This window comes from Paenibacillus harenae DSM 16969 (assembly GCF_000422465.1).
Lineage (GTDB): Bacteria > Bacillota > Bacilli > Paenibacillales > Paenibacillaceae > Pristimantibacillus > Pristimantibacillus harenae.
In genome coordinates, this window is sequence record NZ_KE383842.1 from 1,410,704 (window position 1) to 1,436,214 (window position 25,511).

Sequence of the window (25,511 nt, forward strand, 5' to 3'; positions counted from 1 at the left end):
TCTGTATGTGTGTTATGTTCCTTCGTTTCATCTTCAGTGCCGCCGTTCAGCCCGTCATTACGCTGCTGTGAGTCCACTCTTTCGCCTTCTTTCGATATGCAGTAGTATGTAGAAAATACGAAAAGGAGCTTGTTTGAGCAAGCCCCTCTTGTCGTTGGATCTTAACGAATTTCTTTAATTCTAGCAGCTTTACCGCGAAGACTGCGAAGGTAGTACAGTTTCGCACGACGTACTTTACCACGGCGAGCCACTTCGATTTTTTCGATTTTAGGCGAGTTAAGCGGGAAAGTTCTTTCCACGCCAACACCGTAGGAAATTTTACGTACTGTAAAAGTTTCGCTGATCCCGCCGCCGCGACGTTTAATAACAACGCCTTCGAACAATTGGATACGCTCACGAGTTCCCTCGATAACCTTTACGTGAACTTTCAAAGTGTCACCAGGACGAAAGTTCGGTAGATCTTGGCGCAGATTTTCTTGCGCAATAGTTTGCAAAAGATTCATTTGATTCACTCCTTCCACCATAGACGTTCTTATGAGCTCGCCATATTCCACTGAATAGGTTCATCACTGATAGCGGACCGTCCGACTTAACAAACAACATTAGAAATTTTACCATACGAAGCCCAATAACACAACACGTTTTTTATTGCCAACATTCATGTATACTGAAGTGACAAACTCCGACAAAAAAGTGAGGTGGCTCCAATGCTAGACTTCGAAACCATTCGCGTCAACTGCAGGAAAGCGAGCGTAAGCGCTGTATTGCTCATTTTCGCAGCTGCGGCTCCATTTCAAGCGTCCGCCGCGCCTTCGACTTTCAACGACACGACCGGACATTGGGCAAAATCCTATATCACGTGGGCAGTCGACCAGAAGCTGGCTAACGGCTACAGCGACGGTTCCTTCCAACCGAACAAGCTCGTAAGCGAAGCCGAATTTCTTGCGATGCTGCTGCGCGCGTACGGACTCGTCTCGGATGCGCCACCCGGGGGCGATTGGTCGAAGCCTTATTATGAGTACGCCGACGAGCACGGCTGGCCTTTGACGCATAACAATGCCGGCGGAGCGTTTCGGCGCGGACAAGCTGCGCAGCTGCTGGCAACGGCTGCTAACGGTAAAGCCTTCACCGAGCAAGGAGCCATCCAATGGCTGCTCGATGAGAACATTTCAAGCGGCCGGACATCCGCTACGGTCAGCGGGTTCGTTCCTGACGGCAAGCTTACGCGCGCCGAGGCGTTGACCTTCTTTTATAACCTAAAAGAACATACAACGTCGTTGTCCGCCGCTAAAATCGCGTCTAAAGAAACGACTCTCGGCGGCATTGCGTTGAACGACAGCTTGCAAGAGCTGACGCAGCTGCTTGGGAAGCCGCTCAGAATCGATCAGAGTGAATATGGTTTCTCATGGTATGTATATAACGGCAGCTATTCGAATTATATGATGTTCGGTGTAATTGACAATCAGGTGACCGCCCTGTTCTCGAATTCCGGCGGCAGCTGGCGAAGCGGAACCGGAATAGAGATCGGTCAATCGCTCGCCGAAGCCAAGAAGCTGACGAATTCCTTCGCCGACCGGGAAGAAGAAGACGATTATTACGCTTACACAAGCGCCAATGAACGAGTCACGTTGTTTATTGACCGGCATGATAACGATAAAATCATCGGCATGATCCGGATGAATCAATCCTCCACCGCAACCTCCCAACCCGCTTATTCGAATACGCTGCAGTCGGGTTTCGAACTGCAGATGTTCGATTTGGTGAATGCGGAGCGAGCCGCACGAGGAATATCGGCGCTGCAATGGGACAAGCTGGCTGCGGCTGCTGCACGCAAGCACAGCAACGATATGAAGCTGCGCGACTTCTTCGACCATAACAATCCCGATGGCATTTCTCCCTTTGATCGTATGAGTCAGGAAGGCGTTATCTATACCACGGCGGCCGAAAATATTGCAGCCGGCTATTTGAACAGCATATACGCGCACTACGGCTGGATGAACTCAACGACTGGACATCGCGAATCCCTGCTTAACGGCAAGCTTAAGCGGTTAGGCACAGGCATTGCTTTTGGCGGCAGCTATCAAATCTATTATACCCAAAACTTTTATACGCCATAATCAAGCAGCTCTTATCATGTCAAAAAAAAGCAGGTGCGGCATCAACGCCGCACCTGCTTTTCATATTGAGTTCCATTCGAACCTTCTGCCTCTTATTCAGATGAGCTGTGCCCGTCCCCGCGTCTCTTCTCAGCGATCCATTTCCGTTCCTTTTCCGTTAGACCCGCCTTGTCCAGCAGGTCAGGACGGCGCTGCAGCGTCCGTAGAAGCGATTGCTCCCGCCGCCATACATCAATATTAGCATGATGGCCGGAAATAAGCACCTCCGGAACCTGCCAGCCCCGAAACTCAGCAGGCCTCGTATAATGCGGATGCTCCAGCAGACCAGTGCTGTATGAATCGGTCACTGCTGAAGTTTCATTGCCCAGTACGCCTGGCAGCAGTCTGACGACGCTGTCAATGATAACCATTGCCGGCAGCTCCCCGCCGGTCAGCACATAGTCGCCGATCGAAAGCTCGTCCGTGACAAGATATTCGCGAATCCGTTCATCATAGCCCTCGTAATGGCCGCAAATAAGGACGAGATGCTGCTCCTTGGCAAGCTCCTCCGCTTTTCGCTGAGTGAACTTCTCCCCTTGCGGACACATCAGTATGACGCGCGGGCGCACATTTTCATCCATCTTGACATCCTCAACCGCGGCGAATACGGGCTCCGGCTTTAATACCATCCCGCCTCCGCCCCCGTATGGATAGTCGTCGACCGTATTATGCTTATTCGTGGAGTAAGCGCGGAAATTAATCGCCTCTAGCGATACGATCCCCTTCTCCTTCGCTTTGCCCAGAATGCTCGCGCCGAACACGCCTTCGAACATCTCCGGAAACAGCGTCAGCACATCGATTTTCATTAAACCAATCCTTCCATCAAGCGGACCGTGACGACCTTTTCCTGCTTATCGACGTTAATCAACACATCATCGATTACCGGAATTAATATTGGTTTGCCGGCACCCTTTGGCCGATCCACAACCCATACGTCATTCGCGCCCGGACTCAAAATTTCGGATATGACGCCCAGCTCTTCGCCTTCTTCGGTTACGACGCGGCAGCCGATTATTTCGTGGTAATAATATTCGCCGTCATCCAGCTCGATTAAATCCGACTCGGATACTTTCAGCACCCAGCCCTTATATTTTTCGACCAGGTTAATATCATGAAAGCCTTCCAGCTTCACTATGTATACATTTTTGTGCGCTCGAGAGCTAATGACCTTCACTTCTAACGAAGCGCCGCTCTCCTCATTCAGCATGAGCAGCTTGCTGCCCGGCGCGAAGCGGATATCGGCAAAGTCTGTCTGTGACAGCACCTTCAGCTCTCCGCGCAAGCCGTGCGTATTAACAACCTTCCCGACCGTGAACCATTTTTCACTCATGATAACCAGCCCTTCTTTTGCGTATACCCCTATTATACATACAAAAAAGACTGCAATCCACGCGGGAAATCGCAGCCGCTTATGTGATTAACTTCAATTGACGTCCTGCGGAGATTTGTTCATCAAGCAAGCTCACCAAAAAACGGTATCGCAGAGAATTCTAAGCGCATTTAAGTGTAAAACTTATATGCATGCTGGATTGAAAAAAGGCCAGGATATTTATCCCGGCCCTTCCCGTTTGCGTACATTATGACATAATGTCGACAATGACGCGCTTTTGCGATTTGACAGCGGCAGAAGTAACTACCGTGCGCATCGCCTTCGCTATGCGTCCTTGTTTACCGATGATTTTACCGATATCCTCGGGGTGAACCGAAAGCTCGTATATCGTGCCTCGGTCATCGTCCTTCACGTTCACTTGCACCTGATCCGGGTGATCGACCAATGCCTTCGCTATGACAAGAATCAATTCTTTCATCTCAAGGCCCTCCGCTGTTCAACAGTTATTTCTGTTGCCTAAGCTCATGGAACTTTTTCATAACGCCAGCTTTGGAAAGCAAGTCGCGAACGGTATCAGAAGCTTGAGCTCCTGTTTGAAGCCATTTCAACGCTTTTTCTTCGTCGATCTTAACTTGAGCCGGTTGTGCAACCGGGTTGTAAGTACCGATCTCTTCGATAAAACGTCCGTCACGCGGCGAACGGGAATCCGATACGACTACGCGGTAGAAAGGAGCTTTGTGAGCACCGATTCTTTTCAAACGAATACGTACTGCCATGGAAATTCACCTCCTTCAAGTGATAAATGCGATTAAAACGGGAACTTCATATTTTTGCCGAGCATGCCTTTGAGCCCCTTCTTGCCGCCCTTCGGCCCCTTCGGACCCATCATCGACGAGAATTGCTTCATCATCTTCTTCATATCGTCGAATTGCTTAATCAGGCGATTCACTTCAACGACCGTCGTTCCGCTGCCTGCCGCAACCCGCTTGCGCCGGCTGTGGTTGAGAAGTTCGGGCTTCTGCTTCTCTTCCTTCGTCATCGAGCGGACGATGGCTTCGACGCGGCCGATCTGCTTCTCGTCGACCTTCATGTCCTTTAAGCCCTTCATCTTGTTCATGCCGGGCAGCATATCCATAATCTGATCGAGCGGGCCGAGGTTTCGGACCTGCTCCATCTGCTCCAGGAAATCGTCGAACGTAAACTCCGCCGTACGCATCTTACGTTCCATTTCCTTGGCCTTATCGGCATCGATGTTCGATTGCGCCTTCTCAATGAGCGAGAGCATATCGCCCATGCCGAGAATCCGCGAAGCCATACGTTCCGGATGGAAGGGCTCCAGCGAATCAATCTTCTCGCCCATCGCCGCGAACTTAATCGGGCAGCCGGTGACCGCTTTAACGGAAAGCGCGGCGCCGCCGCGCGTATCTCCGTCAAGCTTCGTGAGCACAACGCCCGTCAGCTCGAGCTGCTCATGGAAGCTCTTTGCAACGTTAACCGCATCCTGACCGGTCATCGCATCGACAACCAGCAGCACCTCGTCCGGCTTCGTCGTCTGATGGATTTGCTTCAGCTCTTCCATCAGCTCTTCATCGATATGCAGACGGCCCGCGGTATCGATAATGATGTAATCATTGCCGTTCTCCTTCGCATGCTGGAGACCGGCGCGCGCGATCTCGACCGGCGACGTCTGGTCGCCCATGGAGAATACCGGCGCATTAATTTGCTCGCCTAGAACCTGCAGCTGCTTAATCGCTGCGGGACGGTAAATATCACAGGCGATCAGAAGCGGCTTATTGTTGCTCTTCTGAAGCAGCTTCGCCAGCTTGCCTGTCGTCGTCGTCTTGCCGGCACCCTGCAAGCCGGCCATCATAATGACCGTCGGCGGTTTGTTTGCTTTGACCAGCTTGCTTTGCGTTCCGCCCATAAGCTCGGTGAGCTCTTTATTTACGATATCGATGACGACCATGCCAGGCGTAAAGCTCTTGGAAACGTCAAGGCCGATTGCGCGTTCCTTCACCTTCGCGATAAAGTCCTTAACAACCTTGAAGTTAACGTCTGCTTCCAGTAGCGCCAGCCTAACTTCGCGCATCGCTTCGTTGACATCCTCTTCGGACACCTTGCCCTTGCCCCGCAGCTTGCTGAACACATTTTGAAGCCGGTTTGATAAGCTCTCAAATGCTGCCATGCACCGTCACCTCCATTCTTCTTTTATTCCGTCATACTAACTGCCCAATAACCTTCATTAACGCCTGCCTGTCCTGCTCGGCAATGGGAAGCTCATTCAAGCTGTCGACGAGCTGTTCCGTCAGCTTCTGCAGCGATTCGTGCCTTGCAAGCAGGCTTAGCTTGCTCTCGTAGCCTTCCAGCACTTGCTCCGCGCGCTTAATATGCTCATATACCGCTTGCCGGCTTATGCCGAATTCCGCAGAAATTTCACCAAGCGAGAAATCGTCGTGAAAATAATATTTAAGAAACGTCCGCTGCTTCTCTGTCAAGAGCGGCTCGTAAAAATCGAACAATAAGTTAATCCGAGTCGTCTTGGATAAGGCGTCCGGCTCATTCGCTTTCATCACGCAAGCCCTCCTGCTCGATATCCATTTGTAACCGTCAAGTAAAACACCTTTACAGCTGACAACGTCTCTTATCATACAGGAGAAAGCCGCCTACTGTCAAGCATTTGTCCTTGTCACCTTTTCCTGATGCTCAAATCGTCCCGGCGAAGACAAAATAACCGATTATTCGGCTGAATTTCCAGCTTCCTCGGCTTCCTCGCGCTGGATCAATCCGGCGAACAAAGCGTGGATGAACTGCTCGGAATCGAATTGCTGCAAATCGCCCATCTTCTCGCCGAGGCCTACAAGCTTCACAGGCAAGCTGAGCTCGTTCCGGATTGCAATAACGATTCCGCCCTTTGCCGTGCCGTCGAGCTTCGTCAGCACCAAACCGGTAACGCCGCTTTTCTCGCCGAACAGCTTTGCCTGGCTGAGCGCGTTTTGCCCCGTCGTTGCGTCAAGCACCAGCAATACTTCATGCGGCGCATCCGGAAGCTCGCGCTGAATGACGCGGAATATTTTATTGAGCTCTTCCATCAAATTCGTTTTGTTCTGCAATCGGCCTGCCGTATCGCACAGCAGCACATCTACGCCCCGCTGCTTGGCCGCCTGAACCGCGTCGAACATAACGGCAGCCGGATCGGAGCCCGACTGCTGCTTAATGACATCGACGCCAACCCGTTGTCCCCAAACCTCGAGCTGCTCGATCGCTCCTGCGCGGAACGTATCGCCTGCCGCAAGCAGCACGCTTTTTCCTTCGCTCTTGAATTTATGGGCAAGCTTGCCGATCGTCGTTGTCTTGCCGACGCCGTTGACGCCGACGAACAGGATAACGGTAATACCGCTGGAAGCCATCCGAAGCCCCGCCTCGTCATCGCCTTTCATAAGCTGAATCAGCTTCTCGGAGAGAACCGGCTGCAGATCGGCGGCATCCTCGATTTTGCGTTTCTTCACCTCGGCTCGAAGGTCATCGATCAGCTGCATGACGGTCGTAACTCCGACGTCTGCGCCGATCAGAATTTCCTCAAGCTCCTCATAAAATTGCTCGTCGATTTTTTTGCGGCGCGTAATCAGCTCTTCGACCTTCTCAACGAACGCCGTGCGCGTCTTCGCCAAACCGTCCTTGAAAACATTCGTTACCGCTTCTGTTTTTGTCGCGATGCTTTCCTTCAGCCTCTTAAAAAAACTCATTCTTCCAGCTCCTCCAGCCGTTCGTTTCCGGCTCGTCTATATTTATGCGGACACGGACTCGTCTTCCTCCAACCGTACGGACACGAGCTTCGATACGCCGCCTTCCTCCATCGTTACGCCGTAAAGCACGTCGGCTTCCTCCATCGTGCCTTTGCGGTGCGTCACGACGATAAATTGCGTAAGCCCGGAGAATTCGCGCAAATATTGGGCAAAGCGCGAGACGTTCGCTTCATCAAGCGCAGCCTCAACCTCATCGAGCACGCAGAATGGGACGGGCTTCACCTGCAGGATGGCGAACAGAAGCGCAATAGCGGTCAACGCCCGCTCGCCGCCCGACAGCAGCTGCAGATTCTGCAGCTTCTTGCCCGGAGGCTGCGCAACGATATCTATGCCGGTCTCGAGCACGTTATCGGGCTCGGCGAGGACAAGATCGGCCCGCCCTCCGCCGAACAGCTTGGCGAATACGACGACGAAGTGACCTCTTATCGCTTCGAACGTTAATTTAAACCGCTTGGACATCTCCTCGTCCATTTCCCGGATGACCTGGTACAGCGTCGTCTTCGCTTCGATTAGATCATCCTTCTGCGCGGACAAAAATTCAAAGCGTTCCTTCACGCGTTCATATTCCTCAATCGCGCCCAGGTTCACATCGCCAAGCGCCGTTATTTGACGCTTCAGATCTCGAACAGCATTCTGCGTGCCTGTTACGTCTTCCGGTACCGGGTACTTCTCCTTCGCCAGCTCGTAGCTAAGCTCATATTCCTCGCTTAGCTTGCGAAGCAGGTTATCCAGCTCCACATCAAGCCGGTTCGCCGCGATTTCCGTCTGCCGAAGCTGTTCTTCGACCTGTCTCAGCTCAGCCCGCTGCTCCTTCGTCTCGCTCTCCCCTTGATCGAGCTCGGCAATCCGCTGCGCCCTGGCCGCTCTCTTCAGATCGGTCTGTTCCGCGCAGTCCTGCTTCTTCAGGCGAAGATGGTTCAACTGCTCGATCTGCTGCACAGCTTCCTCGGAATGACGCGCCAGCTCTTCTTCCTGCTGGGCGGATAAGGAACGAAGGTTAGCCAGCTCTTGCTTTCCCCGCTGAATATCAGCGCGGACACGAGCCGCCTGGTCTTCAATGGAGAGCTTCTCCTGATCGGTTTTGGCTGCCAATATTTTAATATCGGTAAGCTGACCCTGTAATTCTTCCTTCGCCGACTCGCTTGCTTTGCGGCGCTCTTCGGCCATTCGAATCGCCTCCTGAAGACGCGCTTCGTCTTGAACCAGCTGCTCCAATCGCAGCTCCGCGGCAGCCGCGGCAGCCTGCAAATCCTTCTGCTCGTTCAAATGCACGCTCCGGTCCGTCGTATGAAGCTGCTTCTGCTCTTCCAGATGCTTCGCTTCATTGTGAAGCTGCTGCAGCTCCGCTTTCAGCTGCTGCTCTTCGATTCGGCTTTGCTCGCCCTGCGCCCTCAGCTCTTCGATATTATGGCTGCGTATCGAATGTTCCTTTCGCAGATCGCTGAGCTTATCACGCAGCTGCCCGACCATTTTCTCCGCGCTTGCGATTTCCTGATCGAGCGCGTCAATCTGACGCTGACGGCCAAGCAGGCTTGCGCCTTTCTTCTGCAAGCTGCCGCCCGTCATCGAACCGCCTGCGTTGACGACATCCCCTTCGAGCGTAACGACCCGGTAGCGATATTGACATTTCGATGCAATACGATTCGCTTGTTCAAGCGTTTCGGCTAGCAGAACATTTCCAAGAAGATTGTTTACGATCGCCGAATAACGGCTCTCCGAGCTGACTAAATCAGCAGCTACACCGACGAAGCCCTCTACGGATTCAGCCATCCGTTTATCTTGCTCCGGCACCTGCCGGCCGCGAATGACATCCAGCGGCAGGAACGTAGCACGGCCCAACTGACGCTGTTTCAGGAATCCGATCGCCGCGCGCGCGGACTTCTCGTCTTCCATGACGATATGCTGCAGCGCGCCTCCCAGCGCGGTCTCAACCGCGGTCTCGATCCGCTCCGGCACCCGCATCAGCTCGGCGACGGCGCCGTGTACGCCGCTTATCCCGCCGTTGCCGCGCCGAGACGCTTTCAGCACTTCCTTAACGCCCTGCATGAAGCCGTCCAGCGCATCCTGCATTTCCTTCATCGTATCCCGGCGGGAGACATGACTGTCGAGCTTCTGTTCCCACTTGCGGATCGCCAAGGTTACCTCATCGAGACTCTGAGCTACCGCTTTTGCCTGCTCCGATTCGGCAAGCGTACGGCTCCTCGCCTGTTCAAGCCGGGCTAACGCCGCCTCCAGACTCTCGGTGAGATCCGTTCGCCTCTCTTCCAGACGGGTTTGCTGCTCCATCCATTTCGACTCGTCCTCGCTTATCCGCTCCATCCGCCTCAGCAGCGTTTCTTGCTGCTGGGCTGCATAACGAATCTCGTTGCGATGCTGCGCCATTGCGCTGAGCACGTCCAGAAGCTCGCTCTTAAGCGTCTCTTCCGCATCGGCAACTGCGCCGCCGGCAACGCCCAATAGCTTCGATTCTTCATCCGCGATCTTCGCTCTCATATCGGCGAGCTGCAGCTCAAGCGATGCCGCCTTGCTGCGGAATTCCGCTTCCTCCTGCGTCAGCGTCACGATGCGGGCATCCTGCAGGGCGATAGACTCCTCGAGCTGGCGTTTGTTTTGCTCCAGATTGCGCTTGCGCTCTTTGAGCACCTCACCGTAGCCCTCGCATTTCTCGAAGTCCTCGCTAATTTGCAGCATCGACTCATGGAGCCGATCCAGCTCAAGCTCCAGCTCGCGGAGCTGCTGGCGGTCCTTCTCCAAATGGGCGTCATGCTTGCTGACAACGGTCGAAAGCTGGAGCTGCTCCTGCTGCAGCCGCTCCAGCTTGCCGCTTGCCTCCGTCCAAGAGGTGTGTATCTGTTCAATGTTATGTACGTACATCGAGATCTCTTTGGTCGTCAGCTGTTCTTTGAGCGCCTTGAAGTGAACCGCTTTCTCCGATTGCTTCCGAAGCGGTCCCACCTGATCGTCAAGCTCCGTCACGAGATCGTGGATGCGCAGCAAATTCTGCTCCGTTTCGTCCAGCTTCTTCTGCGCTTCGCGCTTGCGCGATTTATATTTCACAATGCCTGACGCTTCCTCAAAAATACCGCGCCGGTCCTCCGAGCGCGTACTCAAAATCTCTTCGATTCGGCCTTGTCCGATAATGGAGTAGGCTTCCTTCCCGATGCCCGTATCCATGAACAATTCCGTAATATCCTTCAGCCTGCACGGCTGCTTATTGATTAAATATTCGCTGTCGCCGCTTCGATGCACGCGGCGGGTAACGGTAACCTCGTTATATTCAAGCGGAAGCGCGCCGTCGCCGTTGTCGAGCGTCAGCGAAACCTCGCTGTAGTTCACCGCTTTACGGGCGTCGCTGCCGGCAAAAATGATATCTTCCATCTTGCCGCCCCGCAGGCTCTTGGCGCTCTGCTCGCCAAGCACCCACCTGATCCCGTCCGAAATGTTGCTCTTACCGCTGCCGTTAGGTCCAACCACGGCTGTAATCCCGGTTACAAACTCCATTTCCGTCTTGTCGGCGAATGATTTAAAGCCTGATAATTCAATACGTTTCAGAAACATGTCTTGGTTTTCACCTCACCCCTCATTGTACCACAACTCATAGGCCTTGATAACCATTCCGCCGGCGGCAATCCGCAAAAATAAAGAGAGCATCCCGCAGACCGTCAGGCCTCTCAGGATACTCTCTCTCCAGCGTTTATACTTGCTCCTGCGATAGCGTCCGCCACGCCTCAGCGGCAGCCCGCTGCTCGGCTTCCTTCTTCGTCCTGCCGCTGCCGACGCCGAAGCGTTCGTCGCCAAGGTAGACCTCGACGACGAACTCCCGGTCATGCGCCGGCCCTCTCTCCTCGAGAATGCGGTATTCGACCGGACCAAGCCCATGATGCTGCGACCGTTCCTGCAGCTTCGATTTCGAATCCTTCATGAGAAGGCCAAAATCATTCGAGTTCACGAACGGGAACATATGCTCCTTCAAAAACTGCCTGGTCCGTTCAATGCCGGCATCCAGAAAGATCGCGCCGACAAACGATTCGAACAAATCGGCCAGCAGCGCTTGTCTCTGCCTGCCACCCAGCTGCTCCTCGCCCCGTCCTAGCAGGACATGTGCGCCCAGATCCAGCCTTTCGGCAAATTGGGCAAGCGACGGCTCGCAAACAATGGAAGCGCGCATTCGCGTCAACTCGCCTTCCGGCCGCTGCGGATACGCTCCGAACAAATATTCCGAAACGAGAAGCTGAAGCACCGCATCGCCTAGAAACTCCAGCCGTTCGTTGTCCTGCGCGGACCCCCTCTTATGCTCATTGACATATGAGGTATGGGTGAAGGCCTGCTTCAGCAGCTTCGTCCGCTTAAAGTTAAGCTGCAGCCGCTGCTGCAGCTCCATGAAGGAATCAGGCTTCATATACTTTCATCACGATCGTCGCATTATGCCCGCCAAACCCGAATGAATTGGACAAAGCCGTCTGTACGTTGGCTTCGCGAGGTTTGTTGGGAACATAATCAAGATCGCATTCCGGATCCGGATTATCCAAGTTAATCGTCGGAACGATTACGCCTCTCTTAAGCGTCAGGCCGAGAATGACGGCCTCTACGCCGCCGGCGGCGCCGAGAAGGTGACCTGTCATCGACTTCGTCGAGCTGACAGCCACTTTGTAGGCATGCTCGCCGAACGCTTTCTTGATCGCTGTGGTCTCCGAGCGGTCTCCGACCGGCGTCGAAGTGCCGTGAGCGTTAATGTAGTCGATATCGGACGGCTCAAGGCCTGCATCCTTGATCGCCTTCGCCATGCAGCGGGCAGCGCCGTCCGGATCCGGCTCCGTCATATGGTGGGCGTCGCCGCTCATGCCGTAGCCGATCACCTCGGCGTAGATCTTCGCGCCGCGCGCCTGCGCATGCTCAAGCGATTCAAGCACGAGAATGCCCGAACCTTCGCCCATGACGAAGCCGTCGCGGTCCATATCGAAAGGGCGGCTGGCCTTCTCCGGCTCGTCGTTGCGGACGGACATGGCGCGCATCGAGCAGAAGCCGGCCATACCTGTCGGCCGGATCGTCGCTTCCGCTCCGCCGGCAATCATGACGTCGGCATCGCCGCGTTGAATCATTTTGAACGAATCGCCAATGGAATGGGTACCCGTCGCGCAAGCGGTAACCGCCGTGCTGTTCGGGCCTTTCGCCCCAGTCAGCATCGAGATCTGACCGGATGCCATATTCGCAATCATCATCGGAATGAAGAACGGGCTGACGCGCTTCGGGCCTTTCTCCAGCAAAATATTATGCTGATCCTCCCACGTGCCAAGTCCTCCGATGCCGGAGCCGACCATTACGCCTACGCGTTCAGCGTCGGCATTTTCTCCGATTTTCAAATCGGCATCCTTCACCGCAAGCAGGCTGGCTACCGATGCAAATTGTACGAAGCGATCCATTCTGCGGGCTTCTTTCTTATCCAAGCCGTAATCTTCCGGATTAAAGTTTTTGATTTCTGCGGCGATGTGTGTCGGATATTCAGATACATCGAACGCCTCAATATGGGATACGCCGGATTTGCCATCCAACAGATTGCTCCAAAACTGCTCCAGATCTGAGCCAAGCGAGGTAATAACCCCCATGCCGGTCACAACAACTCTTTGTTTCATTCGATTCACCTCAACGGACTGCAATATAGAAACCGTACTTCCTTTTATATTAAAGCTTACATGCTTTGCATAATCCAATTAATGAAAACGTTCTGGATGGAGAGAAGTCCCGTTGATTAGAACGGGACTTGTCCTTCTTACGTATGAGATTGTATGTATTTAACTACTTCTCCCACAGTGGTGATTGTCTCTGCATCTTCATCAGAAATTTCCATATCAAACTCGTCTTCCAGCTCCATGACCAATTCAACGACATCAAGAGAGTCAGCGCCGAGGTCATCTTTAAATGAAGCTTCAAGTGTTACTTCCGCTTCGTCCACGCCAAGTCGGTCGATGACGATACGTTTTACGCGATCTACTACGTCGGACATCCGGTTCACCTCCTCCATGGTATTATACGAGAATTGAAGATAAAATGCCATACGCAACCGTTTTAATTCCAAAGCGCGGAATAATTGGGCAATTACATATACATGCCGCCGTCCACGTGGATCGTCTGCCCGGTCATGTAGGCCGAAGCACCCGATGCAAGGAATCGGACGGCGTTCGCGATATCGCCCGGATCGCCGAGACGGGCAAGCGGGATTTGGCCGGACAAGCTCTGACGCATCTCCTCCGGAAGCTTGTCCGTCATGTCGGTCTGAATGAATCCGGGAGCCACGCAGTTAACGGTAATGCCTCTGGAGGCAAGCTCGCGCGCACTGGCTTTCGTTAAGCCGATAACACCAGCCTTCGCGGCGACATAGTTTGCTTGTCCCGGATTTCCGAGCACGCCGACAACCGATGAAATGTTGATGATCCGGCCGGAGCGCTGTTTCATCATCGTACGAGTGACCGCTTTAATGCCGTTGAACACGCCTTTGAGGTTTGTCTCAATGACCTGGTCAAACTCGTCCTCTTTCATACGCATAATTAAATTATCTCTTGTAATGCCCGCGTTATTCACCAAAATATCAAGCGCGCCGAATTGGTCGACGACTTCCTTCACCATCGCGTCAAATTCATCCGCTTTCCCGACATTCGCTTTCAGTACAAGCGCGCGCTTTCCGAGCGCTTCAACGGCTTGCGCCGTTTCGGCCGCAGCCGCTTCGCTGCCGGAATAATTGATGGCAACATCCGCTCCCGCTTCCGCCAGAGCAATCGCAATCGCTCTGCCGATTCCGCGCGACGCGCCGGTTACTAGCGCTTTCTTTCCTTCCAGACTGGCAAACATCGTAATCCCTCCAGTTAGCGTTAATTCATCTGCAGCGCTTCCAGCGCGGAGATGCTGTTTATTGAAATGACGCGAATATTTTTGTCAATCTTCTTGATCAAGCCGGCAAGCACCGTTCCAGAACCGATCTCCACAAACGTATCCACGCCCTGCTCGATCAAATAACGAACGCTGTCTTCCCATAATACCGGCGAAAATACTTGTTCCACCAGCAAGCCTCGAATCTCGTCCGCCGCTGTCGCGACCCTAGCCGTTACGTTCGCAACGACGGGAATAGATGCATCCTTCAGTTGAAGGCCGGAAAGCGCGGCCCGCAGATTGTCAGCAGCGGGCTTCATCAGCGAGGAATGGAACGGCCCGCTGACCTCGAGCGGAATTACCCGCTTTGCACCCGCTTCATCCTTGCCGCGCTCTACAACAGCTTGCACGCCTGCGGCCGTGCCCGATACGACGATTTGCCCCGGACAATTGACATTCGCGAGCTCGACGGCAGAGCCGCCTTCCGATATCGCTAAGCACAGCGCCGCCAGCGCTTCGCGCTCAGCGCCCAGAACCGCAGCCATCGCTCCTTGCCCGCTCGGAACCGCTTGTTCCATAAACTGTCCGCGCGCGCGAACCGTACGAACGGCATCCTCGAACGAAATGACGCCTGCCGCTACGAGAGCGCTGTATTCGCCTAGGCTGTGGCCCGCTACGAAATCCGGCTTCAGTCCTCGTCCTTCAAGCGCCTCTAGCAGCGCTATGCTGACGGTCAGAAGCGCAGGCTGCGTATTGGCCGTTTGTTTAAGAGCTTCGTCAGGCCCTTCAAATATAATGCTGCTGAGTGAAAATCCGAGCGCCTCGTCCGCCTTATCGAAGATCAGGCGCGAGCGGTCGAATGTTTCGTACGCATCCTTGCCCATGCCGACGGCCTGGGCTCCTTGCCCCGGAAAAACAAAAGCTGTCTTACTCACCGAGCTTCCCCCTCCATAAAAGCAAACGTAATGATTTTACCAAATGATGACCGAAGCGCCCCAAGTCAAGCCGCCTCCAAAGCCGACAAGCACGATGCAATCCCCTTCTTTCAACCGGCCCTGCTCAGCTGCTTCGGCAAGTGCGACCGGAATCGAAGCCGCCGACATGTTGCCATACTTATCCAGATTGATCATCGCTTTTTCTTCGGACAGACTCAACCGGTTAAGCGCCGATTGAATAATGCGGATATTCGCTTGATGCGGAACAAGAAGGTCGATTTCATCCTTCGAAATGCCGGCCTTCTGCAAAGCATCCTCAGCCGCGCTTCCCATAATGCGCACGGCGAACTTGAAAACGTCGTTGCCCGCCATATGAATATAATGCTGCTTGCCTTGTACGCTTTCCTCCGATGCGGGCACGCGCGAGCCGCCTCCGTGAACCTTAAGCAGCTCCCCGCCGCTGCCGTCCGCGCCCAGCTCGAACGAACGGAAGCCTCTGCCTTCGGGCACTTGTCCAAGTACCACGGCGCCGGCGCCGTCTCCGAACAAAATACAGGTGTTGCGGTCCGTGTAATCCGTTATGCGGGATAGCGTCTCGGCTCCGACAACCAGGACATGCTTGTACATGCCTGCTGCAATCATGTTCGAGCCAGTCGCAAGTCCGTAGATGAAGCCGGAGCAGGCTGCGGACAAATCAAATGCGGCGGCCTTCTTCGCCCCGAGCTTATCTTGAAGCAGGCAGGCCGTAGACGGGAAGTACATGTCCGGCGTAATGGTCGCTACAATGATGAGGTCGATGTCCTCGACCGTTATGCCGGCCGACTCGATCGCTTTGAGCGACGCCTGATAGGCCAGATCCGATGTCGCTTGCTGGGATGAAGCGAGCCTGCGCTCCTTGATGCCCGTACGGGTAACAATCCACTCGTCGTTGGTCTCAACCATTTGCTCCAGATCATGATTCGTTAGAATACGTTCAGGGACATATTTGCCCGTTCCAATAATACCTACAGGATGTAAACTCATTTCACACACTCACTTCCCGTTAATTTCAGCTGCGATCGATTCGATCAATTGCCCCTGGATCGCGATACGCGCTTGACGCACCGCGTTTTTCACGGCTACCGCATCGGAAGAACCGTGACATTTCACGACAAGACCGTTCAAGCCTAGAAGGGGCGCTCCGCCGTGCTCCTTGTAATCCATCTTTTTCTTCAATGTCCGGAGCTTAGGCAGCATTATCGCGGCTGCAAGCTTCGTCAACAGCGATTGGCCGAAAGCGCCCTTCAGCGATGAGAAAATCATGCCTGCCGCGCCTTCCATTGCCTTCAGCATAATGTTGCCCGCAAAACCGTCGCATACGAGCACGTCGCAATTCCGCGTCAGCACGTCTCTCGCTTCCACGTTGCCGATAAAATGAACCGGCGCCCGCTCCAGCAGCTCATAAGCGCTTTTCGTCATTTCATTGCCTTTCTTCGCTTCCGTTCCCACGTTCAGCAGACCGACGCGGGGCTTCTCCAGCCCGTGCACCTTCGTGCGGTAAATGCTGCCCATGATCGCATACTGCTGAAGATGCTCGGCCTTTGCGTCCATGTTGGCCCCGAGGTCAAGCGCGAGCACGCCGATATCATCCATCGTCGGCATCATCGGCGCAAGCGCCGGGCGCTCTATGCCCTCCATTCTCCCTACGACGAGAAGCCCGGTTGCCATAAGCGCCCCGGTATTGCCTGCGGAAAGCATCGCATCCGCCTGCTTCTCGCGAACGAGCTGCCCGGCAATAACCATAGATGCCCCCTTCTTGCGGCGCACCGCCTTAACAGGCTCATCGTCAGGCCCAATCACCTCATCGGCATGGCAAATCTTCACGTTGGCAGGCCGTTGGCCTTTCATCAGCGGCTCGATCGCAGCCGTATCGCCTACCAGCAGCAGTTCCGTATCCGGCCACTGCGCCGCAGCTTCGAGCGCTCCCTGCACGATTAAGGCCGGGGCGTGATCCCCGCCCATCGCATCAATAGCGATCCGCATGTTCGTCTCCTCCTCCACTGCCATTGTCTCCAGCGGACCGGTAAATCACAAAGTTGCCCTGGAACACCATTTCATCGCCTACGTAAGTGAAGAGCTCAACCTTCGCTTTGCTCCGCTCTCCGGAGATCGACCTCACGTAAGCTTTGGCAATACACTTCTCTCCCAGCTGAACCGGACGTATAAAGCGGATATCCGCCGTCACGGTGAGCGCTATTTCATCATCTATAACAGCAACTGCGAGCGAGTTAGCCTGAGCGAATACATGATGTCCCCGTGCAATGCCTGTCCTGGAGAACACATGCTCTTCCCGGATTTCAAATACCGATATCCCGCTTTTGTCCAATTCCAGATCGATAATATCGCCTATCACTTCATGAAGCGGCAGCGAGCGAACGGAGTCGTAAGAACGCTCCGCCATCAGCTTCAGCCGTTCCCTCAGCTCAGGAATGCCGAGCTCCATCCGGTCCAGACGAATGGTCTGGATGCTTACCTTAAGCAGCCGGGTAAGCTCCCGATCCGTTATAAAAGGATTCTCTTCAATTAACCGGGCCAGCTGCTGATGCCGCTGTCTCTTTTGCATTCGTTCGATGATCGGCACCGCCTTTTACAGTATTGTGACCGTTGGATTATTTTAACCCCGCGTGCGGCATTCGCCTGGCATACGGATAGTATATGTATATCGCTTGATATTATCACCTGGTACTAATAAAGTATATAAAAAAATAGGCGCAAACGCAACGAAGCGTCATGCGGAAACATAAAGCTATGCGGCGCTTGGCTTTCCGCGATCTCGCCCTTTCATCGCCGCGGCATAAAAATAGCACCTCATCGCGTGATGAAGTGCTATTGTTGAAACCATCTCATTATTGGGAAATGATCTCTTTTGTTTTGTAATATCCGCACACTTTGCACACGTGGTGAGCCAGCTTAAGCTCTCCACACTGCTCGCATTTCACCATGCCCGGTACTGCAAGCTTAAAATGCGTACGACGTTTGTCGCGGCGAGTTTTGGATGTTCTACGTTGAGGTACTGCCATATTTCCCACCTCCTTCAAAAAATCAATCGGCGATTCGCTTATTCCTTAAACAAATCCTTGAGCGCTGCGAAACGCACATCAACCTTCGCGGTATCACAGCTGCATGAGTGCTCATTTAAATTCTGTCCGCAATTCGGACAGAGACCGTTACAATCGTCGCTGCAAAGCGGGGCAAAAGGCATGAACAGCTGAAGCGCTTCTTCCACATAAGGCTTCATGTCCAGTCTGTCCGCCTTCACTTCAATAAAGTCACTGATCTCTTCCTCCGTGAACTCGTCGCTCTCAACGACGGACGTCGCGGCTTTGAACTTCTCGGAGAACGGAATGACGATATGATCATGCACCGGTTCAAGACAACGCGAGCAGGCAAGCTCCAAATCGACGGCAAGCTTGCCATCGACTTCGATAAAACCTTCGTGCCCCGCTACTTGAAGAGATACATGAAGCGGTCCTGTACGGTAAACATCTTGTCGTCCCTTGAAAAGGGCGCTGACGTCCAACTGTTCGTTAACTTCAGCTTTAAGACCCTTGGACATTGTTTCTTGCATATGAAACTGCATCTGATCACCCCAAACAAACAAAGATTATTATATCTACCAGAATACCGTTTTGTCAACATTTTCACACGGTTTTCCTTCAACCCGGAAGCAATCGATGAAACGCGCCTCGTCCTGTGCTATAGTAAAACAGCCAACATTTTACAAGGAGAGGATGCGGCATATGCGCACCGTCGGGCTCATCGTCGAATATAATCCGTTTCATAACGGACATTTGTATCATTTACAACAATCGCGCAAAATAACGGAAGCCGACGCCGTTGTAGCCGTCATGAGCGGTCATTTTCTGCAGCGGGGCGAGCCGGCCCTTCTGGATAAATGGTCAAGAACCAGGATGGCGCTGCGCGGCGGCTGCGATCTTGTCATCGAGCTCCCCGTCGCTTATGCGACGCAAGCCGCCGAATGGTTCGCCTACGGTGCCGTCTCGCTGCTGGAAGCCACGGGCGTCGTAGACAGCTTCTGCTTCGGAACGGAAAGCGGCGAGCTTCAGCCGCTTCTGCAGGCTGCCGAATTGACGGCGCACGAGTCGCCGGGTTTCAAAGCTCTCCTGAAGCGGGAACTTCAGTCGGGGATCAGCTACCCGGGCGCATACAGCGCAGCCATATCTGCTCATCTGTCTGAGCAAGGATATGCCTCTGCGGCTAATTTCCCGTTTGCGCTCCCAAATCATACGTTAGCGCTTCATTATTTACTCGCCTTGAACCGGATCGGCGGCAAAATGAGACCCTATACCATCGCTCGCGAGAAAGCGCAGTATAATCAAGCCGAGGTTACCGACAGCCAAATTGCAAGCGCGACCGCGATCCGCAAGCTCCTGCTCGAGGAGCGCGAGCTGGATGCCGTCCGTTCGTTTGTTCCCGAATCGACCTTCCGGATCCTTCAGGAGGAATGGGCTGCCGGCCGTTGTCCGGTAAGCTGGGAACAATTTACGAACCCTCTCCTCCATGCTATTGTAACCCGTTCCGCGCCCATGCTCTCCGAACTGCATGAGATTAATGAAGGGTTGGAGCACCGTATCCTGCAGACGCTGCCGAAGCTGGACAGCTTGCTATTCGAGAAGCTGCTTCAAACTCTGAAAACAAAGCGTTATACAAGAACAAAGCTGCAGCGCGCTCTTCTGGCCATCCTGCTTGGACATGCGAAAGCGGATTTTACGGCGGAGAAGCTCGCATCCGGCATTGAATATATAAGGGTACTCGGCTTTACCGATAAGGGGAGGCAGCTTCTCCGACGTATGCGCGTTTCTGCGAAGCTGCCCGTGCTGCTGAGCGCAGCCAGGGCTCCCCGCCCTTTTGCGTACCTCGAGCTCGATGTGCAAGCCAGCAGCGTTTTTATGCTCGGGCGTTCACGAGAAGCCGATCCCGCCAGCCTGTTCCGCGATTATACGGATAAGCCGGTGACGCACCCTTAGAGATCGATTTCCATTGCTATGGCTTCTGCTTTGTATTAAATTGCTTAATGCGATCCAGAGCTTGCTGCAGCGTATCGACGCTCTCCACCTGCATGGACGAGCCGATCGATTTTGCCTGCGAACGCGCTTCCTCATAATTGTCCGAAGGCGCGAGAAAGAGCTGTGCGCCTTCTTCGTTTGCGATCACGATCTTCTGCTTTATGCCGCCGATCGCCCCGACCTTGCCGTCCGCCGTGATCGTCCCGGTCGCAGCTATCCGATGGCCGCCGGACAAATCGCCCTCGGTCATCAGATCCAGCGCCTGCAGCGCAAAGACGAGTCCGGCGGAAGGACCGCCGATCTCCCCTGCCGCGATCGTCAGCCGGTTGCGGCCGTCAGCCGGCTCCAGGCTGCGCAGCTCGGTCAAGCTTATAATGCCGAGCGCCTTCAGCATCTGCTCCGCATCCATCGCGGTAGTGAACGCGCCCGGATAGATCGGAACCGTAATCACCGCTCCATCCCGATCAACCTCGAACGCAGCTTTTCTCCCCCGATCCAAGCCTTCCAGCAGCTTCTGCATCTCATTCATGCTTCCGAATCGATCGCCGCCGCTAAATCCAAGAAGCTTATCACCCGGCTTAAACGACTTCACAAGCGCATTCCCGCTAGAAGCGACGTCCGATACGACGATCGATTGAACCTTGCTCGCGTAGGAAACCCCGGCGTAACGATACGCCGCCTCGACCGCATTATTTTGCGAACCCTGCATAATGACATTTAACCGTTCCGCATATTGCCGCCCGGAGTATCCTCTGAACACATCCCGCTTCAAATAGACGTCCTTGCTCGCGCTCCACATCGACTGGATCGCATGGACAAAATTCGGCTCCGTCAGCTTAACGGCCGTAAGCAAAAAATCCCCTTCCCCCAGACTGTCGCCGCCGTTGACGGAAATCATCGTCCGAACGGGAACGGCCAGGCCGGGCTCATATACAACGTAAGGCGTCGGTGCATACAAGAGACCCCACATCGCCGCAGCGGTTAACACGATAATAAGAATAATCCGGCGCGCTTCCGTACGGTTCGATCGCATCATCCATTCTCCCCCTTACGAATCCGAATTCAATGAAGGTATGCCGCGTTTCCTATGAACGATGACGGGCGGAAGGACATGCTTGGTCTATCCGCCGTCTCTCATGCGTACTATAAACGTAAACGGTTGTCCGTTTCTCCCAGTCACGATTCATGTAATCGCAGGATAGATTATTATTCTCCTATACGGATTCAGGAGTTGAGCGGAATTGGCTAAAACGGTAATGTTGGCTATTATTTCCATCCTGCTTGTCACGGCGATTATCCTCCAGCCGGATGCCGCTTTTCAATCCTCGCTGCAGGGTCTGACGGTCTGGTGGAATATCATATTCCCCGGTCTGCTTCCGTTTCTTGTCTTATTTGAATTGATGGCCGCTTTCGGGCTGGCGCATGCCGTGAGCACTCTCCTGCAGCCGGCAATGGGCCGGCTATTCAAGCTGCCCGGCGAAGCTGCGCTTGGCATCGTGCTTGGGTGGTTAGGCGGGTATCCCGCCGGCGCGGAAGCTGCCGCTTCCCTTCGCAAGCGAAAGCTCGTCACCAAACAACAGGGCCAGCGGATGCTGGCCCTTGCCCACATGCCTAATCCCCTGTTCATGCTCGTCGTCATCGGCGCCGGCTTCCTGCATAAGCCTATTGTCGGCAGCATGATTGCGGCAGCCGTCTGGTTATCGTCGCTTTGGCTTATGCTGGCAGTCACACTGTTTAGCCGCGATCGGATTGAACGGGAGTCGCCGGCAGCCAAGGAAGACGAGCCTATTCGGAGATTGCTTGAGCGAGCGGCTGAGGCGCTCCAGCGGGGAAGAGAACAGGATGGGCGCAGCTTCGGCAAGGCGCTGGGCGATTCGGTATCGGCAAGCTTTCAGAAGCTGATGATGATTGGCGGATTTATGATATTTGCAGCCGTGATCGCAAAATTATCCGAGCCCGTCTTCGGACCGCTGCTCTCCGTCTCCGGATTAAGTTTCCTGACTCAAGCTTTCTTCGAAGGCCATTTGGGCGCTTATGCCGCCGCCGTCTGGGACGGACCGGGATCCGGCAGCCTCATCAACGCCGCCGCTATAGCAGGCGTGCTCGCATGGAGCGGGCTTAGCGGTATTTTGCAGGCGGGATACGCGATTGCGGGAACAGACCTGAAGCTGCTTCCGTTCATCGCCATACGGACAGCGCATGCTCTGCACGCCTTCGCGTTCATGCTGCTGTTGTGGAAGCCGGTCACGCTCCTGCTGCGTATGATTCTGCCTCCCGGAACAGCACCCGCCTTCCTACCTGGAGACGGATACGAACTGGAAGCGGCAGCTGCCGTCACCGTAAAAGCCGGCGATTTGCCGTTATTGTGGCCGTATTCCGTGACAGCCTGCTTTATGCTCGCCTTCATCGGACTTATGATCTCAGCCGTTCTCATTCCTTATAGGCGGACGGGACGGTCCGTCTAACGATGCATGCTGCAGTTATGTACGCGGGTTATATTTCTCTCTTAAGCGCCGCTCGACAGCCGGCGGAACCAGCTCATGAACGGCTCCGTTAAACTGAGCGATTTCCTTGACGATACTTGAGCTTAAGTAGGAATATTTCGGATTTGTCATCATGAACATCGTATCGATTTCATTATCCAGCAAATGATTCGTCGAGGCGAGCTGCAGCTCATATTCAAAATCGGTGACGGAGCGAATGCCCCTTATAATGACGTTGGCCTGTTTGGATTTCATAAAACGGACTAGCAGATCGCGGAAGCTGTCAATCTCCACATTCGGGATGCCGCGCGTAACCTCTGCTAGCAATTCCTTTCTTTCTTCGACCGAAAACAGCGGATTTTTGCTTGTGTTATTAAGAACAGCTACGATCAGCCGATCAAACTGCTTGGCGGACCTGCTGATAATGTCCAGGTGCCCATAAGTCACCGGATCGAAAGTGCCTGGATACACGGCGACTCTCTCTTGTTTATTCGTTGTCATCGGTTTCTCTCCCGTCGGGGCTGTCTTCGTTGTCGTATTTATAAATCGATACGGCTGTGTCCCCGTATTTGGCATGCTTGATTTGCTTAAAACCGTCCATTTCCTCTGCATACCGGTGAGCGGCGTCATGCTCCACGACGATGGTCGCTTCCGGCTCAAGCAGCTCGTTCTCCGCCAGTTGACCCATCAGGCTGTCCATGGACGTCATTATGTACGGCGGGTCAAGAAAAACAAGCCGGAACCGCTGTCCCCGCTTCGCTAACGCTTTCAAAGCCCGCTCTGCATCATTACGATAAATTTCCGCCGCGCTGCCCATGTTCGCCGTTTGTACGTTTTGGCGAATGATGTCGATGCTGATCTTCTCCCGGTCAATGAACACCGTTCGTTCTACGCCTCTGCTCCAGGCCTCGATGCCGAGCCCGCCCGTTCCCGCGAACAGATCAAGCGCCATTCCCCCGTCGAAATAAGGTCCGATCATGCTGAAAATAGCTTCTTTCACTTTATCCGTTGTCGGCCTCGTATTCGTGCCGGGCACAGCCTTAAGCGTGCGGCCCTTGGCCTCGCCCGCAATGACTCTCACTGCAATTGCCCCCTTCACACTCGTTCCCGCCTATCGTACCATATAAACCCTTTAATAATAAAGCCGATAACTGTCGAAACATATGCGTTGCATAGCCCTCGGGCCGCCATCAAAATTTTTCTTATTCATCCCATGTATATTTCCCCATAAAGCGGACATGATAAAATCATCGGCGTCGCGAGATGCCGTAGACAACCGCGGAGAAGACTTACGTTTCCCCATAAGCTCTTCGTCCGGTTTCTCCTCTCCCATGAAAAGGGCGTCCCGAAAGGGACGCCCGATTTTTATGTTAAGGCCTTGCGCAGCAAGGATTTTCCTGCATTCCAAATTCCACTACATTGAAGTTATCGCCCAATTGTCGCCCAAATTTCGAAACCTAAAAATCAACCTGATCATCACGAACAACTGTAGTATACTGAGCGCTGCTTCGATCATCGAAAGCGCCTTGTTTATGATCGGATCGAGCATTATCACCATCTGCCATGTAATTTCATTATTCAGCGATTGTTCGTCAGAAGTTCATTGCCGGCTGAACGAATTTTAGTCAGCTCCAATTAATGGGATTAGAGTTTTAAGGCAGAATATTTGATATACCTCATGGGAAACTTAAACTTGTTTAAATCTGAATATAAGGAGATTTAGCGAATATGAAAAAAATATGTTCTTTACTGCTCACGTTTACAATTCTTTCATCGGCATTTGCAATTCCTGTATTTGCCGAAAACAACCGTTTGAATAACTACAGGACAACAGCTGCTACAGATGGTAATGATATGGACTGGGGCTGGCTTGGCTTGCTCGGTTTAGCAGGATTATTCGGATTGAGAAACCGTGATCGTGAACGCACTTAAATACCGTTTGGTTCGTATCAAATCCCGCTCATTTGAGTGGGATCTACATAAACAGTCTCAATGAGGTGGTATAAATCATGAAATGTGCACATTGTGAAAATTTTAAAAAATTAAAAGGAATAAGACATATCTGCTACATATGTGCCATCATCAAAAAGCGCTAAACTGATCATAGTAATAAGTGGTCCCGCACTGAAATCCGGGACCTAACCTGCCAATTACAATTACATTTGACTTAGGAGCCAACAAATGAATACTATTCCAAAATTACTTTTGATATCTGGAGTCTCATTAATTGTTATCGGATTGATTTGGGCTGGATTAGGAAAATTTATTAACCTAGGACGCCTTCCAGGGGATATAGTAGTTGAAAAAGGTAATGTTAAATTCTATTTCCCAATTGTCACATGCATAATCATAAGCGTTGTTTTATCTTTGATAGCTTACATTGCAAGATGGTTGTTCAAGTGAATTTTCCTTTTCTCTTATTTTCTCCCCAACGATCGCTTCCGCAGCGCCGCCTTCATTCGTCCAAGCTTTTCAACGCTTCGTATCGATTACACTGCTTCCAAGTCTATCCCCTCCTGTCATGCATACCGTTTATTCATAGAGTTACTTCAAATCGGTCTTCCAGATAAATCATGCTCCGCCTAAATCTTGCCGTTAATCACACTTGTACAATCAAATCTAGTAATCTATGAATATATTAGATTATCTCCTGGTAGAGGAGGTGATACAGATGAGTAAAAAGAAATTGGTTGTTATTATTGTTTTAGTTGTTGTAATCAAGAAAGGTCGGAAATCTAACCGTTAATTTCGCGGAGCGTCAGATCGTATAGGCGCTCCTACATACTTGCGAAATCGAATCGAGTTGGCAAATCGATAACCAGTATTTATAGTGATACTTACTTTTTCGGAAACTGTCTTTAATCCATGCACTCAAAA

General features: G+C 53.0%; 27 protein-coding genes. 5 read left to right on the forward strand and 22 right to left on the reverse strand.

Annotation, left to right across the window (positions count from 1 at the left end; genetic code table 11):
* Positions 1-161: 161 nt before the first annotated feature.
* Complete coding sequence (gene rplS, locus H581_RS0116945; protein WP_028611060.1) at positions 162-503, reverse strand: 50S ribosomal protein L19; 342 nt, start codon at positions 501-503, stop codon at positions 162-164.
* 204 nt (positions 504-707) lie between these two features.
* On the opposite strand from rplS, the gene H581_RS0116950 reads away from it, so the two are divergent.
* A complete protein-coding gene (locus tag H581_RS0116950; RefSeq protein ID WP_051250876.1) occupies positions 708-2,117 on the forward strand; it encodes a CAP domain-containing protein in 1,410 nt (469 codons plus the stop codon).
* A gap of 92 nt (positions 2,118-2,209) precedes the next feature.
* On the opposite strand, the gene trmD is transcribed toward H581_RS0116950, so the two are convergent.
* The 18 genes from trmD to H581_RS0117040 all read right to left on the reverse strand — a co-directional run bounded on the left by trmD (position 2,210) and on the right by H581_RS0117040 (position 18,704).
* Entirely contained in the window at positions 2,210-2,962 is a 753-nt protein-coding gene (trmD, locus tag H581_RS0116955) for a tRNA (guanosine(37)-N1)-methyltransferase TrmD (protein ID WP_028611062.1), read from the reverse strand.
* Positions 2,962-3,486: a ribosome maturation factor RimM gene (gene rimM, locus H581_RS0116960; RefSeq protein WP_028611063.1), complete on the reverse strand. Its 525-nt coding sequence runs from the start codon at positions 3,484-3,486 to the stop codon at positions 2,962-2,964. The genes trmD and rimM overlap by 1 nt, the downstream gene beginning before the upstream one ends.
* Positions 3,487-3,733: 247 nt before the next feature.
* Positions 3,734-3,964 (reverse strand): KH domain-containing protein, encoded by a 231-nt coding sequence (locus H581_RS0116965; protein WP_028611064.1) that lies wholly within the window; start codon positions 3,962-3,964, stop codon positions 3,734-3,736.
* Positions 3,965-3,989: 25 nt separating this feature from the next.
* Entirely contained in the window at positions 3,990-4,262 is a 273-nt protein-coding gene (rpsP, locus tag H581_RS0116970; protein ID WP_028611065.1) for a 30S ribosomal protein S16, read from the reverse strand.
* Between the two features lie 32 nt (positions 4,263-4,294).
* A complete protein-coding gene (gene ffh, locus H581_RS0116975) occupies positions 4,295-5,671 on the reverse strand; it encodes a signal recognition particle protein (RefSeq protein ID WP_028611066.1) in 1,377 nt (458 codons plus the stop codon).
* Positions 5,672-5,702: 31 nt separating this feature from the next.
* Positions 5,703-6,056, reverse strand: a complete 354-nt coding sequence (locus tag H581_RS0116980) for a putative DNA-binding protein (protein WP_028611067.1) — start codon at positions 6,054-6,056, stop codon at positions 5,703-5,705.
* A 165-nt stretch (positions 6,057-6,221) separates the two neighbouring features.
* Positions 6,222-7,229 (reverse strand): signal recognition particle-docking protein FtsY, encoded by a 1,008-nt coding sequence (gene ftsY / locus H581_RS0116985; RefSeq protein WP_028611068.1) that lies wholly within the window; start codon positions 7,227-7,229, stop codon positions 6,222-6,224.
* A 42-nt stretch (positions 7,230-7,271) separates the two neighbouring features.
* Positions 7,272-10,847 carry a chromosome segregation protein SMC gene (gene smc, locus H581_RS0116990; RefSeq protein ID WP_028611069.1) on the reverse strand — a complete coding sequence of 1,192 codons (3,576 nt, stop codon included), beginning with the start codon at positions 10,845-10,847 and terminating at the stop codon, positions 7,272-7,274.
* Positions 10,848-10,983: 136 nt separating this feature from the next.
* Positions 10,984-11,688, reverse strand: coding sequence for a ribonuclease III (gene rnc, locus H581_RS0116995; protein WP_028611070.1), 705 nt, complete (start codon positions 11,686-11,688; stop codon positions 10,984-10,986).
* Entirely contained in the window at positions 11,678-12,919 is a 1,242-nt protein-coding gene (fabF, locus tag H581_RS0117000) for a beta-ketoacyl-ACP synthase II (RefSeq protein ID WP_028611071.1), read from the reverse strand. Before fabF ends, rnc begins: the two co-directional genes overlap by 11 nt.
* 137 nt (positions 12,920-13,056) lie before the next feature.
* Positions 13,057-13,290: an acyl carrier protein gene (locus tag H581_RS0117005; RefSeq protein WP_028611072.1), complete on the reverse strand. Its 234-nt coding sequence runs from the start codon at positions 13,288-13,290 to the stop codon at positions 13,057-13,059.
* Positions 13,291-13,382: 92 nt separating this feature from the next.
* On the reverse strand, positions 13,383-14,132 hold the full coding sequence (gene fabG / locus H581_RS0117010; RefSeq protein ID WP_028611073.1) for a 3-oxoacyl-[acyl-carrier-protein] reductase: 750 nt from the start codon (positions 14,130-14,132) through the stop codon (positions 13,383-13,385).
* A gap of 20 nt (positions 14,133-14,152) precedes the next feature.
* Positions 14,153-15,085, reverse strand: a complete 933-nt coding sequence (gene fabD / locus H581_RS0117015) for an ACP S-malonyltransferase (protein ID WP_028611074.1) — start codon at positions 15,083-15,085, stop codon at positions 14,153-14,155.
* Between the two features lie 36 nt (positions 15,086-15,121).
* Positions 15,122-16,108: a beta-ketoacyl-ACP synthase III gene (locus H581_RS0117020; protein ID WP_028611075.1), complete on the reverse strand. Its 987-nt coding sequence runs from the start codon at positions 16,106-16,108 to the stop codon at positions 15,122-15,124.
* Positions 16,109-16,117: 9 nt separating this feature from the next.
* The gene (plsX, locus tag H581_RS0117025; protein WP_028611076.1) at positions 16,118-17,107 is read right to left on the reverse strand and encodes a phosphate acyltransferase PlsX; all 990 of its coding nucleotides are present in this window, start codon (positions 17,105-17,107) and stop codon (positions 16,118-16,120) included.
* Positions 17,091-17,687, reverse strand: a complete 597-nt coding sequence (gene fapR / locus H581_RS0117030) for a transcription factor FapR (RefSeq protein WP_028611077.1) — start codon at positions 17,685-17,687, stop codon at positions 17,091-17,093. The genes plsX and fapR overlap by 17 nt, the downstream gene beginning before the upstream one ends.
* A gap of 283 nt (positions 17,688-17,970) precedes the next feature.
* Positions 17,971-18,144, reverse strand: a complete 174-nt coding sequence (gene rpmF / locus H581_RS0117035; RefSeq protein WP_006036546.1) for a 50S ribosomal protein L32 — start codon at positions 18,142-18,144, stop codon at positions 17,971-17,973.
* A 38-nt stretch (positions 18,145-18,182) separates the two neighbouring features.
* Entirely contained in the window at positions 18,183-18,704 is a 522-nt protein-coding gene (locus H581_RS0117040) for a YceD family protein (RefSeq protein WP_051250878.1), read from the reverse strand.
* A 160-nt stretch (positions 18,705-18,864) separates the two neighbouring features.
* Here H581_RS0117040 and H581_RS0117045 point away from each other — a divergent pair, with 160 nt between their 5' ends.
* The gene (locus tag H581_RS0117045; protein ID WP_028611079.1) at positions 18,865-20,112 is read left to right on the forward strand and encodes a nucleotidyltransferase; all 1,248 of its coding nucleotides are present in this window, start codon (positions 18,865-18,867) and stop codon (positions 20,110-20,112) included.
* A gap of 16 nt (positions 20,113-20,128) precedes the next feature.
* Here H581_RS0117045 and H581_RS0117050 read toward each other — a convergent pair whose 3' ends face one another.
* The gene (locus tag H581_RS0117050) at positions 20,129-21,187 is read right to left on the reverse strand and encodes a S16 family serine protease (protein WP_028611080.1); all 1,059 of its coding nucleotides are present in this window, start codon (positions 21,185-21,187) and stop codon (positions 20,129-20,131) included.
* 205 nt (positions 21,188-21,392) lie between these two features.
* Between H581_RS0117050 and H581_RS0117055 the strand changes: the two genes are divergently transcribed.
* Positions 21,393-22,616 (forward strand): nucleoside recognition domain-containing protein, encoded by a 1,224-nt coding sequence (locus tag H581_RS0117055; protein ID WP_028611081.1) that lies wholly within the window; start codon positions 21,393-21,395, stop codon positions 22,614-22,616.
* Between the two features lie 15 nt (positions 22,617-22,631).
* On the opposite strand, the gene coaD is transcribed toward H581_RS0117055, so the two are convergent.
* On the reverse strand, positions 22,632-23,135 hold the full coding sequence (coaD, locus tag H581_RS0117060) for a pantetheine-phosphate adenylyltransferase (protein WP_028611082.1): 504 nt from the start codon (positions 23,133-23,135) through the stop codon (positions 22,632-22,634).
* On the reverse strand, positions 23,122-23,715 hold the full coding sequence (gene rsmD / locus H581_RS0117065; RefSeq protein ID WP_028611083.1) for a 16S rRNA (guanine(966)-N(2))-methyltransferase RsmD: 594 nt from the start codon (positions 23,713-23,715) through the stop codon (positions 23,122-23,124). Before rsmD ends, coaD begins: the two co-directional genes overlap by 14 nt.
* A gap of 647 nt (positions 23,716-24,362) precedes the next feature.
* Here rsmD and H581_RS0117080 point away from each other — a divergent pair.
* Both H581_RS0117080 and H581_RS0117085 read left to right on the forward strand, forming a co-directional pair.
* Entirely contained in the window at positions 24,363-24,566 is a 204-nt protein-coding gene (locus H581_RS0117080) for a WGxxGxxG family protein (protein WP_028611084.1), read from the forward strand.
* A gap of 249 nt (positions 24,567-24,815) precedes the next feature.
* On the forward strand, positions 24,816-25,037 hold the full coding sequence (locus H581_RS0117085) for a DUF2905 domain-containing protein (protein ID WP_028611085.1): 222 nt from the start codon (positions 24,816-24,818) through the stop codon (positions 25,035-25,037).
* The last annotated feature ends 474 nt before the right edge of the window (positions 25,038-25,511 follow it).